The 19,392-nt window shown below is 38.6% G+C and carries 13 protein-coding genes; 2 read left to right on the forward strand and 11 right to left on the reverse strand.

The features are described 5' to 3' along the window. Positions 1-21: 21 nt before the first annotated feature. The 8 genes from BUA60_RS18330 to BUA60_RS18365 form a co-directional block, all read right to left on the reverse strand. Positions 22-2,109: a DUF5696 domain-containing protein gene (locus BUA60_RS18330; RefSeq protein WP_072864264.1), complete on the reverse strand. Its 2,088-nt coding sequence runs from the start codon at positions 2,107-2,109 to the stop codon at positions 22-24. 86 nt (positions 2,110-2,195) lie between these two features. Further along, positions 2,196-2,837 carry a bifunctional 4-hydroxy-2-oxoglutarate aldolase/2-dehydro-3-deoxy-phosphogluconate aldolase gene (locus BUA60_RS18335; RefSeq protein WP_072864265.1) on the reverse strand — a complete coding sequence of 214 codons (642 nt, stop codon included), beginning with the start codon at positions 2,835-2,837 and terminating at the stop codon, positions 2,196-2,198. Continuing rightward, complete coding sequence (locus tag BUA60_RS18340) at positions 2,827-3,780, reverse strand: 2-dehydro-3-deoxygalactonokinase (RefSeq protein ID WP_072864267.1); 954 nt, start codon at positions 3,778-3,780, stop codon at positions 2,827-2,829. The genes BUA60_RS18335 and BUA60_RS18340 overlap by 11 nt, the downstream gene beginning before the upstream one ends. A 5-nt stretch (positions 3,781-3,785) precedes the next feature. Continuing rightward, positions 3,786-5,234 (reverse strand): aldehyde dehydrogenase family protein, encoded by a 1,449-nt coding sequence (locus BUA60_RS18345; protein WP_245802584.1) that lies wholly within the window; start codon positions 5,232-5,234, stop codon positions 3,786-3,788. Beyond that, a complete protein-coding gene (locus BUA60_RS18350) occupies positions 5,203-6,384 on the reverse strand; it encodes a mandelate racemase/muconate lactonizing enzyme family protein (RefSeq protein WP_245802585.1) in 1,182 nt (393 codons plus the stop codon). The genes BUA60_RS18345 and BUA60_RS18350 overlap by 32 nt, the downstream gene beginning before the upstream one ends. 31 nt (positions 6,385-6,415) lie before the next feature. Continuing rightward, on the reverse strand, positions 6,416-7,423 hold the full coding sequence (locus BUA60_RS18355) for an L-rhamnose/proton symporter RhaT (protein WP_072864270.1): 1,008 nt from the start codon (positions 7,421-7,423) through the stop codon (positions 6,416-6,418). A 241-nt stretch (positions 7,424-7,664) separates the two neighbouring features. Next, positions 7,665-8,963 carry a GntP family permease gene (locus BUA60_RS18360; protein WP_072864272.1) on the reverse strand — a complete coding sequence of 433 codons (1,299 nt, stop codon included), beginning with the start codon at positions 8,961-8,963 and terminating at the stop codon, positions 7,665-7,667. 193 nt (positions 8,964-9,156) lie between these two features. Beyond that, positions 9,157-10,041, reverse strand: coding sequence for an AraC family transcriptional regulator (locus BUA60_RS18365; RefSeq protein WP_072864274.1), 885 nt, complete (start codon positions 10,039-10,041; stop codon positions 9,157-9,159). A 1,013-nt stretch (positions 10,042-11,054) separates the two neighbouring features. Between BUA60_RS18365 and BUA60_RS18370 the strand changes: the two genes are divergently transcribed. Both BUA60_RS18370 and BUA60_RS18375 read left to right on the forward strand, forming a co-directional pair. Then, on the forward strand, positions 11,055-11,777 hold the full coding sequence (locus BUA60_RS18370) for a phage integrase SAM-like domain-containing protein (protein ID WP_072864276.1): 723 nt from the start codon (positions 11,055-11,057) through the stop codon (positions 11,775-11,777). Beyond that, complete coding sequence (locus tag BUA60_RS18375) at positions 11,765-12,313, forward strand: tyrosine-type recombinase/integrase (RefSeq protein WP_072864278.1); 549 nt, start codon at positions 11,765-11,767, stop codon at positions 12,311-12,313. Before BUA60_RS18370 ends, BUA60_RS18375 begins: the two co-directional genes overlap by 13 nt. Positions 12,314-12,467: 154 nt before the next feature. Here BUA60_RS18375 and BUA60_RS18380 read toward each other — a convergent pair whose 3' ends face one another. The 3 genes from BUA60_RS18380 to BUA60_RS18390 form a co-directional block, all read right to left on the reverse strand. Then, the gene (locus BUA60_RS18380; RefSeq protein WP_084532681.1) at positions 12,468-13,514 is read right to left on the reverse strand and encodes a GntR family transcriptional regulator; all 1,047 of its coding nucleotides are present in this window, start codon (positions 13,512-13,514) and stop codon (positions 12,468-12,470) included. A gap of 497 nt (positions 13,515-14,011) precedes the next feature. After that, the gene (locus BUA60_RS18385; protein ID WP_072864280.1) at positions 14,012-16,576 is read right to left on the reverse strand and encodes a hypothetical protein; all 2,565 of its coding nucleotides are present in this window, start codon (positions 16,574-16,576) and stop codon (positions 14,012-14,014) included. A gap of 234 nt (positions 16,577-16,810) precedes the next feature. Further along, positions 16,811-19,378 carry a hypothetical protein gene (locus BUA60_RS18390; protein ID WP_218587952.1) on the reverse strand — a complete coding sequence of 856 codons (2,568 nt, stop codon included), beginning with the start codon at positions 19,376-19,378 and terminating at the stop codon, positions 16,811-16,813. Between the last annotated feature and the right edge of the window lie 14 nt (positions 19,379-19,392).

A 19,392-nucleotide genomic window follows, 5' to 3' on the forward strand; every position in this document is an offset into this window, starting at 1 on the left:
CAAGTTGGTCCACAATTAAAATTATTCTGCTATGAGGCTTACTTCAAAGTGACCATTTTTTACACTTCCATCCTGCATAGTGATTCTATAACCATAACCAGGAATGCTAATATCCCCTTCGATTTTTTGAGCTACTGGCCCCAAATTGGCCACTACTTCTGTGCCATTTGAAAAGCGACTTCGCTGTACCTTATAATCGGCACTCAAATATTCATGTTTTAGCAACTCCGAAAAGAAAGTTTCCTCATGTACCGGACTCACTAATTTTTGGGCCATTTTGATCATGGGCCTCATACCTTCAAATTCATATGGAGCAAAAAATATGGTAGTTCCCCTTCCAAATAACATACTCCGCAAGGCTTTTATCCTAAAATCACCATTAGCGGTAACCTCGTTGTCCGGATCTTGGATCTTTCCGAAATTTGCAATGGCCTCATGATATACCAAATTGAACAAGGGGGCGGGATGGGAAATTACGGATAGTGGCCGATCTTCCAAATAGGTCATTCCTTCGAACATATCAAAATAGGGAATCCATTGTTCTTGACCGTGTTCGGTACCATTTACCAAGTTAAAACTGTCTATGTATTTGGCCAGCTCCAATCTACCCTCCTTACCGGATTCTCTATATGCGGCAAATGTAATATCTGTAATGTCGGCTTCCAGACCTAGATATGAGATTTCATTTTCAATATTTTTTTGGGCAAGGGATTTTTGAAATTTGGGATCTACACGAGCCCAGCGACTACCTGTATTCATAAGCTTTCCTTCCTCATCCCGTTGCATAAGATCTGTTGTAAAATCCGGGTCGTTTTCCAACATAGGCGAATAGGCATGATATGACGAATACAAGTAACCGTATGATTTGGCCAAATCTACTGCTGCTTTTAATTTGGCCGGCCCACCTAACTCCTCGCTTATAGGAAAGTTGTGCGGCACAAAATTGGAAAAGGTTCCCCAAGCATGTACAAAAGCCTTATCGACCCCTAAATCTTCACGAATGCTTCTGATCATTTCCTTTAGTTCATCAAAAGTAAACGCCATCCCCGGCATATTCACATAATGGGGGTATCCTCCATATATACCAAAATAAATAGCCCCAGGTAATTTATTAACATTCGGATTTCTAGCGGCCTTGTCCTTGAGCGTTACAAAATAGCCCTTTTTAATAGCTTCCTTCTTATATATTTTGGCCATATCTACATAGTCCCCTCCAGGAATAAAGTGGTAGTTGATGGCCATTTTTCCAACATCCCCGTCCAACTTCCAAACAGGATCCAAAAAAACGATTCGTTGATAAGGTGACATCTCACCTTTTGGATTAAATAAATACTGACCATTATTGTTGACATTATACATCATATCAGGTCTTGAATCCTCTTCCAAAATGCCTACGACAGCCGATTTTTCATTATAAGTTCCCCACCAAGGCATGGTTAATCCAGTACCATTATTGAACAATTCCAAGGAGCCTACAGATTTATTGTTATAAGTAGCATCATCCCACTTACAAAAACGCCCTCCATTCATGGGGAAAATATAAGACGGGCAAATAACACCTTGTTTTTGTGGAATTACTGCCGCACCCTTATCCTCGTCCGTCTTAAGACTAAACTGTCTTGAAGGATAGCGCAAATCCAGTAACTTAAAGCTACCCCCTTGATGCTCCGTAATAAGCACGTTCAGATGCTCTGCATTTTGATCGAGCTTTAATTGAGTTCCTATACGGACGCCCTTGGCTACTGTTCCATCTTCAAGGACAGGATCCAGGAATTTTATCGTTACCGTTCCAGCGTCTGTTTTGGAAACTTCAATTTTTTTGCTTTTCGAAAGATTAACAGTCTGCTTTTTTCCCTTGGAATCGGTCAAAGTAAGAAGTCCCGCTGCATTTTCCCAAGGGTCCGAGCCCCATAGTTGCCCGGATTTTTTCTCTAGTACCGTAAAACAACCACTTGCTCCATCAACTGAAATTTTAATGGCTCTATTTTCCAAAACAGTCGGTTCCTCTGGCACATGAGCCAAAGTACTATTGCCGTTACCGGCAAATCCTTGAAAAATTACTAAATGTAGGATTGCAAATAACCCCCCCCTTATTAATGACTTTTTCATTTTTTTTAAATTAAATATTAGAAAACAATTGACCTTCAAGTATATTTTTATAACGCTTCAAAGTTATTTTACTCTTATTCTGTTGATTAAAAGCGATTTATTTCAGACTTTATATTTGCAAAATGCTTTGCAAGCCCTTCAAAATCACCTTCTTGAATCAGCTTTTTATTAAAGAGCGAGCTGCCCATTCCAACGCCCACGGCACCGGCCTCAAAAAACGATTTGATATTTTCCAAAGAAACTCCGCCAGTAGGCAAAAGCTTTATGTTGTTAAGCGGAGCCGCAATGTCCTTAATAAATTGAACCCCAAGCTGGGTGGCCGGGAATATTTTTACGGCTGATGCCCCTAAACTCCAAGCCTTATATATTTCCGTTGGGGAGTATGCTCCCGGAAAAATAGGTATCCCTTGTGCTACAGCCGTTTTAATAACGACCTCATCAATGATGGGGGTAACTATAAACTGGGCTCCCGCAGCAACGGCCTTTTCATAATCTTCCATATTGCAGACCGTACCCGCACCCACATTAAGTTCTTTGAATTCGCCCCTTAGTTTGGATATCATCTCTGTGGCCCCAGCGGTATTCATGGTTATCTCTATGGTATGAAGGCCTGCCCCCAAATACGCCTTGGCAATATCCAGCATTACCTCCATGGACACCCCCCTTACTATACTCACAATAGGTGCCTTATTATAGAGCTCCCAAGAAAATGCTACTTTATTTGACATGTGTTTCCAAAATTTTACGCTGCCCTACCAGTAGGGCCGTTTCTATAATTTGTGGCTCAAAACAAACGATTCGGGCCTCGGGTATAAATGATTTCAAAGCCAATTGGTACAATTCGTTCTGTATTCCAGTTACGGCAAGGAAAACCGTTTCACTGCTATCTTTAAAATGGGACAACTCCGCTCCGATCAACAATCCAGATAGAAAATAATAGTTTTCAGAACTGTAAGATTTATGTATCAAGCTATTTGCCCTAATGGAAAAAAGCGAGGCCATCAGTTGGTTGTCAACTCCTTTTTCAACTCCTCTCAGAAAAATATCCTTATTTAAAGGGCTCCATTGCGATTCCTCAAGGGAAGCCGACAAAATAGTGTGCTTCCCTATAACCTCAAATAATTCACCTGTCATATAGGTGGTAAAATCTATAAATCTCCCAGCATCAAAATGGATATGTTTACTGTGGGTCCCGGGCAACAACAGAACCCCCTTTTCATTCTTGGGCAGGTAATCCGATAGCCCAATGGCCTGGATTTCCTCTCCCCTCATTACATCGTTATTGGTCCTTGCCCCAGAAATCAGGAGCAGGTCCAATTTGTTTTTGACCGGATGCCATTTACTTATTAGGCCTTCTCCCGTAAAGGCAATGGGCATTTGGCAATACTCCAATTCCTGCATCCCTATGGAAGAGGACAGCATGCCCGAAGCCACCAAATAAACCTTTCCAGGTTCCTGTACATCCAACTTTTCCAGTTGAGCCAACAAATAATCCGCAAAAAAGGATTCTTGGGACCGTTCACTTTGCGCGGTAAAAAGTTGGTAACACTTCTTAATTCCCAGATCGGTCCTGACTTCCGAAAAGATCTTTAAGGAATGTGTTTCCACCAAACGAAGCCTAAAATTGGAGGTACCCCAATCGCAGCTAATGAATTTTTCTGGTAGCCCCATATTACTCACAACGCTTTGGTTACTCTTTTTTTAATGAGATAATCGTCTAGAGCGTAACTTGAACAATCTACTCCAATTCCACTGTTTTTAACACCTCCATGTGGTAAATATATATCGTACTTAACCCCATTCAATTGAACTTCACCAAATTCCAATTTATCCGCGAAATAATTAAGTATATCATCATTGGATGAAAATACGTAAGACGCCAACCCTGCATTTGTATCGTTGGCCAATTCAACAACTTCTTCTTTTGTAGAAAAAGGTACAATTATAGCTACTGGGCCAAATATTTCTTTTTGCAAAATCTTGGCATTTTGGTCATTTAATTTTATGACCGTTGGTTCAAAATAATAACCAGGTCTGTCAATTGGGTTACCCCCGTATAAAAGTTTTCCACCTTGAGCAACCGCTTCCTTTACTATCTTCCCAACTTTTTCTACAGACAGTTTATTAGTAAGTGGACCCATGTCCGGCCGATTTTCCTTTCCAAAACCAATAACGGTATTTTTAAATTTGTTAACCAACCCCTCTATAAAAATATCGATCACGGAGTCATGTACAAAAAAACGATTAGGGGCAACGCATATTTGACCTGTATTCCCCGTTTTCAGGGCGGCACCTATATTTAAAGCAAGATCCATATCGGCATCTTCAAAAACAATAAAGGGAGCATTTCCCCCACATTCCATACTGTATCTTTTAATAGAAGTTTTACTGCTTTGTCCAATCAGTTTTTGGGCGGTTTCAGTAGAACCTATCATAGTAATTAACCTCGGGATTTTACTTTCACAAAGGGGGATGCCCACATCTTGAACATCACCACAAATAATGCTAATTACACCTTTTGGAAAGTTAATTTCGTCGCAAAGTTCTCCAATAATATAAGCTGACAAGGGTGAAAACTCGGAAGGCTTCAAAATTATACTACATCCGGCAGCCAAGGCTGGACCCAATTTAAAACCAAGGTTCAATAAAGGGAAATTATAAGCCAAAAAAGCAACGACCACCCCTAACGGCTGGGAAACGATCCGGTGCTCATGTGTGCCTTCCGCATCTTCTATGGCAATATCACGGCGTTGTTTTATTTCCTCCGAATAGAACTGTAGGGAGTTGGTAATACTGGTAAGGTCTTCTTCACTACCTTCCCAGGTCTTCCCCATCTCATACATAATGCTTTCACGAAGCAAGTCGCTATTTTCCAATAGTTTGTTTCTCAATTTTGCAATCCACTGCAACCGTTCTTCCAGTGGCAATTGCGACCAAGCTTCAAAACCTTTCTGGGCAGATTCCAGGGCCTGTTCCGTATCATCCTTTTGGGCCCAGGCAATAGTTGCGATAGTTTTTTCATTCCCAGGGCAAATGACCTCAAATGTTTCCGCATTTGATGACTCCATTAATTGTCCATCAACATATAATTTTTTATGACCGAATTTTAAGTCTTGTTTCATCATTATGAGTTTCTTTGTCCAAATATTTTTCCAATGCGTCTATATCCACCTCTACACCCAATCCCGGCAATTGTGGCACCTGTAATTGTCCTTGTTCTATTATAATTTGATGCTGGGTAACCTCATCGCGTAGAGCATTTTCGGTTCTATCCAATTCCATGGTAGGCAGTTCATTGTACATTCTACCAGGGTTCTGATCTAAGTTAGCAACGAAATGGACAGCCGCACTAATGGCTATCCAAGTGCCCCATGTGTGTGGCACAACATCTTTGTTGTAAGCCTGGGCCAAAACCGCTATCCTTTTGGCTTCCGTTAGTCCACCTGCTGCACAAATATCAGGCTGTGCAATATCTATGCAATCATTTTCCAACAAGCGCTTAAAGCCAAACTTTAAATACTCACATTCCCCGCCGGCTATAGGAATCAAGGTATTCTCTCTAAGTCTTCGATAACCGTCATAATCTTCTGGGGAAACAGGTTCCTCAAACCAGGAAATATCATATTTTTCTACTTTTTTAGCCAGTTCAATAGCCTCCTTATAACTATAGGCATGATTGGAATCAATCATCAATTTCATATCCCCCCCAATAGCTTCCCGAATTGCGGCCACATATTTAACATCCTCGGTTATTCCAAGTCCCACCTTCATCTTAGTAGCCTTGAATCCCTGGGATTTATACAGCAAGGCTTCTTCTACCAATTTCTCTAACAAATTTCCACCCCTAGTAAAATATAAACCTGTTGCATATGGTTCTATCACGTGGTTTTTAACACCTCCAAGCATAACGGAAACCGGTTGATTAAAAATTTTTCCTTTAATATCCCACAATGCCACATCAATAGCACTTATTGCAGCCTGTAAACTACCACTTCGCGCATAATCCATAGAACGACGGTACATTTCCTGCCATAAAACTTCATGTTCCAAGGCATTCTTGCCCATAACAAAAGGCTTAAAAAAGTCTATCCCAGATTTAATTACGTTGGCAGGGCCATAACCTTCTCCCCAGCCATAGGTTCCGTCCTCCAATGTTATCCGTACAATACATATCTTCCTAGTATCATACTCCCACTGGGAAAAATAGAACGGGGTATCCAACTTATGGGTAATTACAAAGGGTTCTATTTTTGTTATCTTCATATCTAAAGTCATAAATTTCTTATTAAAAAAACACTCAGTAGTCTTAGTAATTTGCATACCCAAGTATACAAATGGCCACTATTAATACACACAAACCTCCCAATAAAACTTTGAAAGATTTACCTGAATCCTTCCACTCACCAGCCCTGTAGCCCCATATATTACTAATAATCAGTGCAAGGCCCAATAATATTGGCCACCCTATTACAGGACCCAAATTGCCCATCAATGCGGCTCCTTGCCCGTATACCCCTAACGCGGCGAACCAGAAAATTCCCGCCAAAATCGCCCAACGGTAGGCTTTTTTACTATCCGCCACCGTGAATGAATTCCATGAATTGTTCCTTGCCAAACGAAAAATGGCATATCCTCCGTTCATAGCAAACGCACCTAAAAGAACAACGACCCAAGAAGCCAAACTGGCATTCTGAGTTCCTACCCCGTATTGTTCTACCGCTGATTGTGCTACTGGTGCTGCATTGGCAAAACCTATATTTAAAAAGGCCGAAAGAACACCAGAGGCAACTGCAATCATCACACCCATTCTAATTGCCTTGGAGTTAGATGAAGCACCTGCCTTAAGTTTGTCTCGCTGTACCCCAGCAACAGCGGTAATAGCTACGCCAACTAAAAGTAAAGCTACACCCACTAGAATTATTGGAAAAGAAGGTTGTTCAAAAGCGCCTTCTATTTGAAATAAAGGTATGATAGACCCCATGGAGGCAGCTAGACCCATAACTATTCCATAAGTAATGGATATTCCTGTTTTTTCTACGCTAACACCAAAAAGAATCCCTCCAATGCCCCAAAGAAAACCATAAAATGCGGCCAACCACAAAGTAGCACTATCGGTATGGGATATCACCCCTATCAAATCGGGAATTGCGATAAAGGCCCATACCATGGGAACCAAAATCATTGCCACAAAAGCATGTACCAACCACCAGGCTTCCCATTTCAGCGGAGCCATATATTTCATTCCCAACCCAAAAGTTCCCTGAAAAAAACTTGCAAAAATAACAAGGGTAATTGCCAGAAAATAGTTATCCATTATTTATTGTTTTTAAATATTAGAAAGAATTCTGAACCATGCCCATTATCCTTTCCTACAAAGGAAATTTAATAATGGACTAAGGTGTAAATGAATTTTACCTAGGACTAACATTATTTTAACAAGTCTCTTATATACATCAATTGATGTAAAGAATAATCAAAATTTGGTTACAACTGGAAAAGTCATATTAAGTATGTAACCTTTGAAGTGGTTAAACACAATCAGACATTAATCGAAATCAACCCTTAATCAAATAAATGACAAGGATTAAAAGACCCCCACTAAGGGAAACTACTGCGGATAACAAACTAAAGGTTTTGAGCAGTTTGGATACGGAGAAATCATGTACCTCTTTAAACAACCAGAAAAAACTACTATTTACATGAATAACTCCCAAGGAACCAGCACCAATGGCAGCTGCAGTAAATTCCGGATCTAAAGTTCCATTGGAAACCAACGGTGCTATAATGGAGGCCGATGTAATAAGTGAAACCGTAATAGAACCGGTTACGGTGGTAAACAGGAAACTCAGTAAAAAAGGAATAACGATGCCCATGGCAGCTATACTTCCCGTATCCGCAAAAAGTGAACTTACAATTTCCGTATCCTTTATAACTTGTCCAAATGCGCCACCAGTACCTGTAATTAAAATTACGATGGCCGACTTGGCTCCAGAAGTTTGAAAATATTTATTCAAGGTCACCGAAAAATCCTTGGCATCCAATAGGGGCAAAGCAAATACAACTCCGATCATTAATGCCCAAACTGGATTCTTAATAAATGCAATTATGGGATTATCTCCAGGAAATATTGTGCCAATGGACATTAGCAATAAGGGCACCAAGAGAGCAGCAAAAGGCAGTACCCTTTTAAATCCATGCAATTCCTTTTTTTCTGGAGTATCGATATAATGTTGGGACTTGCTTTCGATATTTAGATTTTTCTTATTGAACCGTATCCAAATCATACCACCTGTTATGGCACCAATGGCCACAAGGACATTAAAAGGAATAATGTCCCCTAAATTAATTTCAAGAATGGCCGCAACTGCCAAAGGTCCAGGAGTGGGTGGAATTAACGCGTGAGCCACGGTTAGGCTCATGGCTAGTGACAACCCTAAAGTCATAACAGAATGTCCCGACTTTCTGGACAGCACCATAATAGTTGGCAGCAATGTTAAATACGCCACATCCATAAAGACAGGTATCCCAATAAGAAATCCGATTATCGCCATACTCAATGGCAAATATTTTACACCGAACAGGTTGATAATACTATCTGCAATAACATCCGCCCCACCGGTTTCTGCCAATATTTCGCCAAGTAAGGTGCCAAATAAAATTATAAGACCTATCCATTTTAGAGTATTGCCAAATCCACTCAATAAACTATCTGTTACCATAGCAACCGAACTTCCAGTAGCCAAACCCAAAATAAGTCCGGTAATCAGCAAAGCTGGAATAGGATGTACCTTGAATACCGTAACCGATACAATTAATAATATTATACATAAAAATAATATCAGCAGGGCGGTCATAAGAAAGGCATATGGTTTAAAAAATTAAGCTTGTCACATCCTCAAAATTATGGTTTGGTGGAATAACCCGCTATCAGGGTATTACCCATGACCAGCACTATTATACCCCATAAATGTACAATGATTGTATATATGACAACAATTGAATAATTACTATTAAGATAAAAAAGAAATTGTATAAGCAACAGAACTTTTAAACGACCTCTTCTCTTTGGTTATATTTTTCCATATATTCAGAAGGCGTTATTTTCATAAGTGCCTTAAATTGTCTGTTAAAATTGGTCAGGGTATTAAAACCTGATTGAAAGCAAATGGTGGCTACCTGCATTTCACCTTCGATTAAAAGTTTACAGGCATGTCTTAAACGTATCTCATTTAGGTATTGGGTAAAGGACTTGTGGGTTCGTTTCTTGAAATATCTACAAAATGCATTTGGAGTCATACAAGCTATTGCCGCTACCTCATCCAATTCAATTTTATTTTCGAAATTTTCATTCAGATATGAGATGATTCTAGCCATTCGATCCTTTTCATTTTGACTAAAAGTATTTGATATGGCTTCCAAACAAAGAGTCGTATAATTTTCGCTGATAGACAATATATCCAAAATATTCAAAAGGCCTACAATACTTGAAAGGCCTTGGTTACCCACTAAACCCAAAATATGATTGTGCACTAAGTAGGCTGCCGCCTTGGAAAATTTGATCCCTTTATTTGCGACTTGAAAAAGTGTCAACAATTTTTTAGCTTCGGTTAGATCCTTAAAGCCAGTCCCTAAAAAATCAGGGTCAAATTTAACGACAACTAGATCCACCGCCTCACTCTCTAATTTATCTGCATAATACTCCCTATCATTTCTAAACAAGTGTGGAACATTGCTACCGATTAAATATAATTCACCAGGACCAAAATTACCAATGGAGTTCCCTACATAGCGCGTACCAGTACTCTTAATAAAATAAATAAGCTCCAATTCTTTGTGAAAATGCCAGTCCTGCTCAATACAAGGCATTCTGTCCTGTCTAGCCAAGAAAGAATTCTCAGGTTTTTTTTCAGTCTGTTTGTACGTCAATTTCATCTTTTACATCTTAACACTTGCCCAGTACATACACTATTCCGATAGGCATAATTAGATTCATAATAAGTAATAATCCTGGTTAGACTAACAACTTACAATATTAAAGGTAGTAAATTACCCCATATTGAATAAAATTACAACCATTTTCGATAAAATAGTTGTAGGAACCAATATTTTAATGACCGTATATCATTTAATTATTTACAAACCCATAAACTTGATGGAGTTCCAAGAGTATGGTTTCCGTCCAGTTTTAGAGTATTGATTGCATGAATGGATTGATGGCAATTTTTGATTGCTACATATGGCCTAAAATTCCATGGATAAAGTCTGCAGCCTTAATTAATGATTAAATCATTTTACCGCTTATTCAAAGAAGAAAAAGTGAGTCATTTTCCCATTTCTAATAAAGGCAAGGTTCAAAATATTGACCCCCTGCTTTTTAAAAATGTCAACCAATTATATCCTTAAAAACGAATAAATACAAATAACTACTTATCAGGTGTTTACAAAAAATACTAAACCATGTATCCACGCCGTATTATTCTATCGATTTAAAAAAAGTGAGCCTTTTCTGAGCCTTTTGTAAAACCAAAAAAGCCTCCAATCTCTTGGAATCCCTGTATTTATTGGTGATGGCAGAAGGATTAGCTGCGGTGATCCTCCATTATCAATGTTGCAAATTCAAAACCAGGCAACCAGCGCTGCTAGTTTTTGTTTTATTGCAAGGCTACGAACGCTGTTCGGCCTTTCCATTAAACAAAAAACCACGCCATTAGGCGTGGTTTTGAGAGTGTCGTGATGGCAGAAGGATTCGAACCTTCGACCGCCTGCTTAGAAGACTCATATTCCATCCTACAAATGAATGCAAAATACATCATATTATATTGATTTACAGCTAATTAATTCCATTTTAATAAATTTTGATATCATTTGATATCAAATGATATCAAAAAAAAGTGAGCCTAAAGTGAGCCTTGTTTTTTACTAACTTTAGGTAAAAGAACAAGATTATGGCCAAGGTAAGATTGATATTGGACACCAGAAAATCGGCAAAAAGTGCAGCCAACGGATTGTATCCTGTGGCCCTAAGATTGTTTCACCGTAAAACGAGGATCATACGCCTCCCCTATTTCAGCTCCCCCGCTGGATGGGACGACAAATATATGCGGATGAAAAAGTCGGCCTTTAAAAACAACCATATTGATTGTGACAGGGCCAATGAAAAAATTTATGACAAACTACATATGGCCCATAAGCTCATCACGGAACTTGGGGACAGCATCAACTCGGTAGATGCAGATACGCTGGTAGGATATATACGCAAAGCATGGGACAAAAAAGTGGACACCAAGATACGGGACGAAGTGGATAACGGACTTACCCTGTCCCAATGGGGAAAGGTCATCATCGATAGAAAATTAAAATCCAACAAACCCGGAACTGCGTCCTGGTATGCAGGGGCAATCAGGTCAATTACCAAACTGAACGGCGGAAGGGATCTGCGGTTGAACGAGATTACCGTTACCCTACTGACGAATTTCCAGATCGAACACAAAGCGAAGAGTAGTTCAAAAAATGGTATCAGCTCCTATTTGAGGGCGGTTAGGGCCCTCTATTACAGTGCCATCAAGGAGGACCAATTTTACCCCAAAAAGAACCCCTTCCAACACTTTAAAATTCCAACTTCCAGACGTACCAAAAAAAAAAGGCCATATCAAAAATGGACTTTATAAAGATCAGGGACGTACACTACAAAGAAGGATCCCCGGTCTGGAATGCCAAGAATTATGCACTTGTGATGTTCAATTGTAGGGGAATGAATTTCATAGACCTCGTAAAGCTTCAGGTCAAGGACATAACCAAAGACCGCATATTCTACGGCCGTAGCAAGACAGGTGACCAGCTCTCCGTCCGAATTACGGACGAGCTACAGGAAATTCTGAATTTTTATACCGAAGGAAAATCCAAGGATGACTATCTTTTTCCCGCAAACTATGATGGCAGTACAAAGCATTATGAAAAATATAAATCCCTACGCAGAAGGATGAACGGCCACCTCAAGACCATTGCCATGGATGCCGGTATTGAAGAACACTTCACCACCTATACCATCCGCCATTCCTGGGCCACCATAGCCAAGTTCATGGGGATACCCACAGAGGTGATCAGCGAAGGATTAGGCCACAACTCCTTAAAAACAACGCAGATCTATCTAAAGAGCTTTACCAACCATGTTTTGGATGAGGCGAATGAGCTTGTTGTTGGCTGAAATGGTTATCAACGACAATATGATTAAAAATCCTGAACTTATTTTAATTCAACAACTAAAACAGAAATATAGAGCTACTCAGAATAAACCTTGCTTATAAATACATTGGATAATAATTCTTTAATTCTTCTTACTGAATTTTTTTGGTATATATTTACACTGAAGCTCTGCAAATAAAACTAAAAGGATTTCTTCTTTTACCTTTTTTGTTATTAACTATCATACTCGCTGCTGTTTCTCCCATTTCCGTGAAATTTGTTGAAATCACAGCAATACCCAAAAGTCTTTTAAAAGGTGTGTCGTTAAATGATATAATTCCAACATCAATTCCTAATAATAGAGTACTGGCTTTTGTCATGTCCAATAGATTAACCAAGTCATCATCCTCGATAACAATGAATAGATCCCCTTGATTGATGCTTACTCCTTCAATTGGTTTGCTCGAAATCTCAAAATTAATGGCTTGTTCAATACAGAATTTTTTAAATCCCTTTGTAATCTTTAATAGATAAGGATAGTTCGAATTTTCAGGAAGAATCAACATAAGTTTCTTGTACTTATTTATATTTTCTCTTCCTTTTTTAAGAGCATAATAAGTATCATTTTCAAAATCTTGAAAAATTTGGATAATTTTTCCATCAATTTTAAGCTCATTATTGTCTATAATAATAAGTTTCTGTTGTGGGATACTTTTTAGCGCTTTTATAGATTCAATAGAATTACTAACCTGCTGAGGGTTTTCAATTTTAATATTTAGAACAATGATGTAATAGTCATATTTTTCAATATGCTTTTCGATCAAATTCAAAAAAAGAGACTCTTTACAGTGGTAAATATCAATATCAGTATGATATTGATCACCAATATTATTAATGAAAGAATAGTACATTTGTAAATTGTACTTATTTAACCTATTAAATAGAAAAAGAACTTTATGTTTCTGTATTAATCGAGTACTAATTATATACGTTCCTTTTCCTTTATATGTAATTACTAAATTCTTAGCTTTTAAAATCTTATATGCCTTTTCAACTGTATCTCTAGATACTTTATATTCTTTACTAAACAAATTAATTGAAGGTAATTGTTCATTCTTCTTAATATTTCCGTTAGCAATATTAGAAATAAAACAATCCGCTATTCGAATGTATAGTGGCTTTTTAGAATTAAAATCGAATTTTAGGTCTGTTAACATGTTCATAAGCAAAATGTATTTAATTATAGCTAGGATTATTCAACTGACTTGAATTATATTACTTCATTGCATTGAAAAAAAAGGTGCAAATATGTAATGATAATAACAAAAATTAATTTTAGTGTATGCATATTTTTATAAACATTAAAGGATTTGTTACGTTGAGATTTCTATGAAGAATGAGAACAACTTATAAAAGGCTCTACAAAATACTACATGAGCTTTCCACTATATAACTTTTTGCCTTTTTAGATTTAAGACCATCGTTTACAGGCTAATAAATCTATCTAATTTACAGGGCTTATTCAATATATATTGAATAATGTCCAGTCCTAAAATAAGTTAACACAAAATCTATTTTTATTATGTAAAATCGACATTCTTATATTTATGGTATAACTTCTTTTTTAGATATTGTACCTCTTTGAATCACTGTAATCTTGGATAACCACCCATTTAAATCCTAGTAAAGCTGAACAATTATTCAATCGTCCTATGTAAACTCATTCCCATGCAATTACAAGCTGGCCTGTAATGTTTCTAGCTAAATAATAGGTGCCCATGGAATCGACTACTTTTTCGGCCTCAATTTGGCCTTCTTTCCATGCATTCTTGGGATTGTTATAAAAATAGATGCTTTCCGATCCAATTCCTTCAGGTACATATATCCTAACATTAGCGTTCTTTAGACCGCTAACTCCCAATCGTCTCTTGATCCCATATTGTACCGCTGTTAATTCCGAACAGCTAAGGACCCCCTCTTCCTGTTCTACAAAAACCCGACATTCCCGGTGCCAAGATGGCGGAAAGGAATAAATTGCATGACCTTTTTCCAATCTTGTATCATACCCAAGCATTAAAGGGGCTCCCTGTTCAAAACGAAGTTTTTGAACAACGGTGGTATTGGGATTATAACCTGAGAAAAAAAATCCATTATCACTTCGGACTATAGTCATTTTTGGATCTTTGATATCTAGATCTCCTTTTTGTATTTTAAGTGAAACACCAAATTCCATCAATACATCGCGCAGCATCTTTGGACCTATAAAATACACCTTTGGGTTATCTGGTTTTAACAATCGTCCTCCTGTATAATGGGAAGAGTTTGTGCCGCGTATATAAGCAACTTTTCCTCCCGACCAATTTGAATCAGATCTCACCCACATAACCTCTCTTCTCTCATTACCTTGAAGAAATGAAGCAAGAATTTTGGTAGAAGAATCAGATTTGTTCGCAACCTTACTTTCAATCCCTCCTCCAGATAGTAGACTATTGTGAAGTATTTTGTTAGGATATGGAGTTTCTATTTCATCTAGATTATATTTTCTCTCTACGGTAAACTTCCCTTCCAAGGGCATCGTATTTTGAAGGTTTATCAGTTCAAGAAATTCAGGACTAGCTTTAAGCGCAGGACCGTAAAAAACAACCTTCCCGCCTTTTTTTATATATTCCGCCCAAAATATATCCATTTTGGAACCAGCATCTGGCACAATGGAGAATAAAATAGACCCATTGAACAAAGATGGTTTCCTAGTAATTGCCGAAAGAATGTTTTTTGTCGATATGACAGTGTTTAATGGAAGTCCATTATTTATCGCCTGTCTAATGTACCAATCCCCGAAATACATCTCGGACACACGATCTTGTTGCTGATCTGCCCAATCATGGTACTCATCAAAAGGATATACCCAAACCAAGGGGCCCGGTGCCGTGGGTGAATCATGACGCGCTGTAAGTATATGAGGTATCACTTCATTTGGCACCTTATCAGGCATATCCCCAAGAGAATCATCAATAGTTAAAAAGTTTAGATGAGTAGGTAATTTAACTACCGCATTTTCGTCAATTCTTGAAATAGACATAGGGAGGTAAATATCATGCGGCTCCCGCCCATAACGATCCAACCAAGGGCTATTGAGCCACCAAGGATCATGGGTGTAATATCTAAAAAGATACCTATTATCCGGAATATCTGCAATCCGTGTCATATATCCCATTAATTCCAATCCAAAATCACCATCTAATGCTGCCCAGGGGGAATTAGGCGGAGGCAACAGGTTAAACCCCCCATGATAAATGGAACGTAGATCCACACCGTCCTTTGCAAGGTCAATTCCCGTTGCAATATTGGTGCCTCTTGTCTCAATTCTAATATCGGGACATTCCTCACGAAAAAGGCTCCAAAAATCAATGATTTTCTTTTTCGTATCCACTAATTTATCAGTTTCAAATCCTTTACCTGTAAATATAGCCCCGGCAGAATGCCATGGCTCCATACCGAACCCAAAACCATTACTCAACCACAAATAATCAAAACCAAGATCTTTCAAAAAATGTTGACTTTGTCTTCCAAAAAATGAACCAAAGGGTGTGTTATCAGGAATCCCATTTGGATAACCCGCATACGAGGCGGTATCCCCTTTCAACACTGCATAGGAATTCACAAAGGTGTTTCCACCCATGGCACTACCTTGCACAATTTCAGGATGCTTTTCATATTTAAAGGGAGACTTCGCAAATTCTGGTCCCGGGTCAAATGTCGCCCCTATACGAATGGTTTTGTTAGTGATTTTTTCTCCAACATCCCTTAGCGTTTGTATAATTTCATGTAAATCGCCATAAGTAAATTCGGGTGCGTCCTCCCTATAAACGTATGCTCTTTCATGTAAGGACAGACTTTTTGGGCCCGAACCGACTTCATGTTTGGTATTAGGATTTCCAATGTATTTCGCCCATTCCAAGGGCTGGTCCATATTCCCTTTATAATCCAATATTTCAGAACCGTCGGCTGTCCACAACATAATGGATATCGTATCGGCATGTTTTAACAATGAAGACCATTGGGAATACATCGTAAAAGCAACCTCCTGATAGTACTTATTGTTTTTTTGCTTGAAAGGTTTCAACGATGCTTCCAAGGTTATATTGTTAAACCGTTTTATTCCAGATTTATCGGGAACACCTTGAGAAACTTCATTCTTTATGATGTTTTCTTGGAATCCTACCAGCAAAAGCAGAAGTAGCACCAATTTAATCGAATTCTTGAAATACTTTAATAGAGTTAGCATAATAGAAATTACTTTAATTAGTTACGTAAGTGAAGCTCATACACTTGGTTATATGAGTTTATCTACCAATATCTTTAATAAATCTAACAGATTTTTAAAAATTCATATTCTCATAAATATAATGCCAACTTCAATTATAGATATTCAAATTAAGTAACCTTTCTAATTTAAATAACACCCTATAATTTAAAGTCTTACTGAAGTCGAAAAAATATTTATCCCTCTATTGATTCACTATTCCCAAGAAACTACGAGCTGACCAGTGATGTTTTTTACCAAGTAATAGGTGCCCATGGAATCTTGCATTTTTTCAAATTCGATACTTCCTTCACGCCATGGATACCTAGCGTTGTTATAGAAATGAATTTCTTCCGTTTCTAATCCTGTAGGCGGATATACCCTAATCGTAGCATTTTCCAAGCCAGTGACCATTAATCTTCTTTTAATCCCCAATTCCTCAGTTGTTTCCTCGGAACAACTAAGCGTCCCTTCAGACTGGTCTACAAATATGCGGCACTCCCTATGCCAAGACGGCGGAAATGAATAAGTTGAATGACCTTTGTCCAATTTTGTATCATAACCAAGCATTAAAGGTGCCCCTTGTTGAAAACGAAATTTCTGTACGACCGTTGTATTTGGATTATAGCCCGAAAAGAAAAATCCATTATCACTACGTACGATGGTCATTTTCGGATCCTTAGTCTGTGGATCGCTTTTTTGTATTTTATAAGAAACTCCAAATTCAGTTAAAACATCACGGAGCATCTTGGGACCAATAAAATATTCCTGAGGATTATCAGGAGTTAAAAGGCGCCCCCCCGTATAATTAGAGGAATTGGTGCCGCGCACATAAGCAAGTTTTCCTCCCACCCAATCAGGGTGGTTTCTGGTCCACATGACCTCCCTAATCTCGTTACCCTGATGGTATTTGGCAAGAATTTTGGTAGAAGTGTCGGATTTATCGGCTACCCTACTTTCAACTCCACCTCCCGAAAAAAGACCGGTATGACGTATTATGTTCGGATAAGCATTCTCTAAGTTATCCTGGGTGTATTTTCTTTCTATTTTAAACTCCCCTTCTATAGATGTCGTATTTTTTAGATTGACCAATTCCAAAAATTGTGGGCTTGCCTGCCTGGCCGGGCCATAAAAAACCACTTTCCCCCCATTCCGGATATAGTCTATCCAAAAACTTTCTATTTCGGAACCCGCATCTGGTACGATGGAGAATAAAACAGATTCATTGAACAGCGATGGTTTCTTTTTAATAGCTAAAAGAATATTTTTAGTCGATATGACCGTATTTAGTGGGAGTCCACTATTTATGGCCTGTCTAATTAACCAATCCCCGTAATACATCTCTGATACGCGATCTTGTTGCTGATTTGCCCAATCATGGTATTCATCAAAAGGATATACCCAAACCAATGGCCCTGGTTCTGTCGGAGAATCTTGACGCGCTGTAAGAATATGGGGAATAACCTCATTTGGAACTTTGTCAGGCATATCTCCCAGAGAATCATCAATGGTCAAAAAATTTAAATGAGTAGGTAACGCTACAACCGCATTTTCATCGATTCTTGAAATAGACATAGGGAGGTATATATCATGTGGTTCCCTGCCATAACGATCCAACCAAGGACTATTGAGCCACCAAGGATCGTGGGTATAATATCGAAAAAGATACCTGTTATCCGGAATATCCGCAATCCGTGTCATATACCCCATTAATTCCAAACCAAAATCACCATCCAAAGCTGCCCAGGGGGAATTAGGTGGGGGCAACAGGTTAAAGTCCCCATGGTAAATGGAACGTAGATCCACGCCGTCTTTTGCAAGGTCAATTCCAGTCGCAATATTCGTCCCCCGTGTCTCTATTCTAAAATCAGGGCATTCCTCACGGAACAAGCTCCAGAAATCAATGATTTTCTTTTTGGTATCCGATAGCTTATCGGTCTCAAACCCTTTTCCTGTAAAAATAGTCCCCGTAGAACTCCATGGCTCCATGCCGAAGCCAAAACCATTGCTCAGCCACAAATAATCAAATCCAAGGTCAATCAAAAAATGTTGGCTCTGTCTACCGAAAAATGAACCAAAAGGCGTGTTATCGGGTATCCCATCAGGGTAGCCTGCATAAGAAATTGCATCCGCTTTCAACACGGAATAGGAGTTTACAAAGGTCTTTTCTCCCATGGCATTACCTTGCACAATTTCAGGATGCTTTTCATATTTAAAAGGCGACTTCGCAAATTCTGGCCCCGGGTCAAAAGTAGCTCCTATCCTGATAGGTCTGTGGGTAAGTTCTTTTCCCACTTCTTTTAAGACCCCAATAATTTCTTTAAGGTCGCCATACATAAAATCTGGTGCGTCCTCACGATATACATAGGCCCTTTCATGTATCGAGAGGTTTTTAGGACCAGAGCCTACTTCGTGCTTGGTGTTTGGATTTCCAATATATTTTGCCCATTCCAAAGGTTGTTCCATATTCCCTTTATAATCCAATATTTCAGAACCGTCTGCTGTCCATAACATAATGGATATCGTATCGGAATGTTTTAACAAAGCTGACCATTGGGAATACATGGTATAGGCAACTTCCCGATAATACTTTTTGTTTTTTTGCTTGAAAGGTTTAAGGGATGCTTCCAAGGTTATATTGTTAAACCGTTCTATTCCTAATTTATCGGGAACACCTTGAAAAACTTCCTTCGTTGCTGTATTTTCCTGACATCCTCCCAACAAAAGTAGGCTTAACCCAAATCTAATAGAACTCTTGAAATACTTTAAAAACATGTTTTTCATAAAATTAATTTTTA

The sequence above is a fragment of the Arenibacter palladensis genome (genome assembly GCF_900129275.1).
GTDB lineage: Bacteria > Bacteroidota > Bacteroidia > Flavobacteriales > Flavobacteriaceae > Arenibacter > Arenibacter palladensis.